General features: G+C 63.6%; 1 protein-coding gene and 1 pseudogene. Both read right to left on the bottom strand.

What is annotated here, in order from left to right; all coding sequences use genetic code 11:
* A pseudogene (locus B2X67_RS18585) lies at positions 1-387 on the bottom strand (FimV family protein); the annotation flags it as partial.
* A gap of 334 nt (positions 388-721) precedes the next feature.
* A complete protein-coding gene (locus tag B2X67_RS18580; protein WP_090227608.1) occupies positions 722-1,156 on the bottom strand; it encodes a MarR family transcriptional regulator in 435 nt (144 codons plus the stop codon).
* Positions 1,157-1,383 lie beyond the last annotated feature (227 nt).

Raw genomic sequence — 1,383 nt, 5'->3', positions numbered from 1 at the left:
CAGCAGCAGGGTGTACTCGCGAAGCAGTGTGCCGCCCGGGCGCGCCACCTCGACGATGAAATTCAGATAGGGCTCACGCACCGGCTGGGTGGACACCACCCGCACCACGCTGCTCCTGCCGCGCAACACCGGGGTGAAACGCAGGTCGTTGAGGAAGAACGGCCGGTCCACACCGGACTGGTCGAAGGCGCTCTGGCTGGCGAGGCGCACCTTGATCTCGTCGCGGGTCAGGTCGCCCACGTCGAGCAGTTCGATTTCGGCGCTCAGCGGCTGATTGAGCGCGGACTGCAGATTGATGTCCCCGAGGCCCAGTGCGGGAACCAGCCCTGAATAAAGCGCCGATCCCGATACAAGGGTCAGCACCAAGAGCTGGTGAACTCTAGCCATGTTTCCTCCCGGTGGTCCGGCTCGATCCGGAGCCTGTTCTTGAAATGCGCGACATCGACGAAGCATGCACAGTGAGGCAGATCCAATTAACCCGGAAAATCATCCAGATACCCAGTACGGGATGCTAGTCGAAGAATACGTGAGCCACGCAGTATAGCGGCACTATGCCAGCACATCCGAGCACTCCATTCTGTTTATCGTCAGAAAAGCGCCTTTCTCGAGGGCTCTACGACGGACGACCGTCATATTGTCTGGCGCCGCAACGCGATACAACGGCAATGGGCAGGAAACTCGGCGCCAGGCGCCCGGCGGCGATCGCCGGTAACCGCCGACGTCAGGGGTTCTGCAGATTGGCGAGGATGTGCGAGTGGACCTGCTGGCAGCGTTGCAGGTCTTCAGGATCGATGCCCTGGAACAGTTCGCGACGCAGTTGCGAGGAGATCGCCTCGATCCGCTCGATCAGGGGCTTGGCTTCCGGGCTGAGGGCGATCTTCTTGGCCCGGCGGTCTTCGGGAACCGCGAGGCGACGCACCAGGCCCTGGGCTTCGAGGCTGTCGAGCAGTCGCGCCAGCGTCGGACCCTCGACCCCTACGCTCTGCGCCAGCTCGCGCTGGGTCGGCTGCTCGGCGAAGCGCCCGAGGTGCAGCAGCACCAGCCAGCGCGCCTGGGAGAGGCCAAGCCCGGCGAGTCGGCGGTCGAGCTCGCCACGCCAGGCGCGCGACAGCTGCGATACCTGCATGGCGAAGCGGTGATGATCGTATTCGGACATGGCGCCTGTACCATAAAACTAATAATTAGCGAGCTAATCATAGCACTGGGGCGGGCGGCAAGTCCGCAGATGGTCGCGCCCGCTGCCAAGCGGCGGATTTCCCTGGGATTTTAGGTTTCCGAAGATTACCGGGCGGGGTTCAGGCCTGGAATTCCGCCTGCAGCGCCGCACGTACGCAGTGCAGCACACCCTCGTTGACCCGGCCGCGGAACTGCTCGGCCAGCTCG

This window comes from Pseudomonas sp. UBA3153 (assembly GCF_002364635.1).
Lineage (GTDB): Bacteria > Pseudomonadota > Gammaproteobacteria > Pseudomonadales > Pseudomonadaceae > Pseudomonas_O > Pseudomonas_O kuykendallii.
This window is presented reverse-complemented; position numbering and strand designations above follow the sequence as displayed.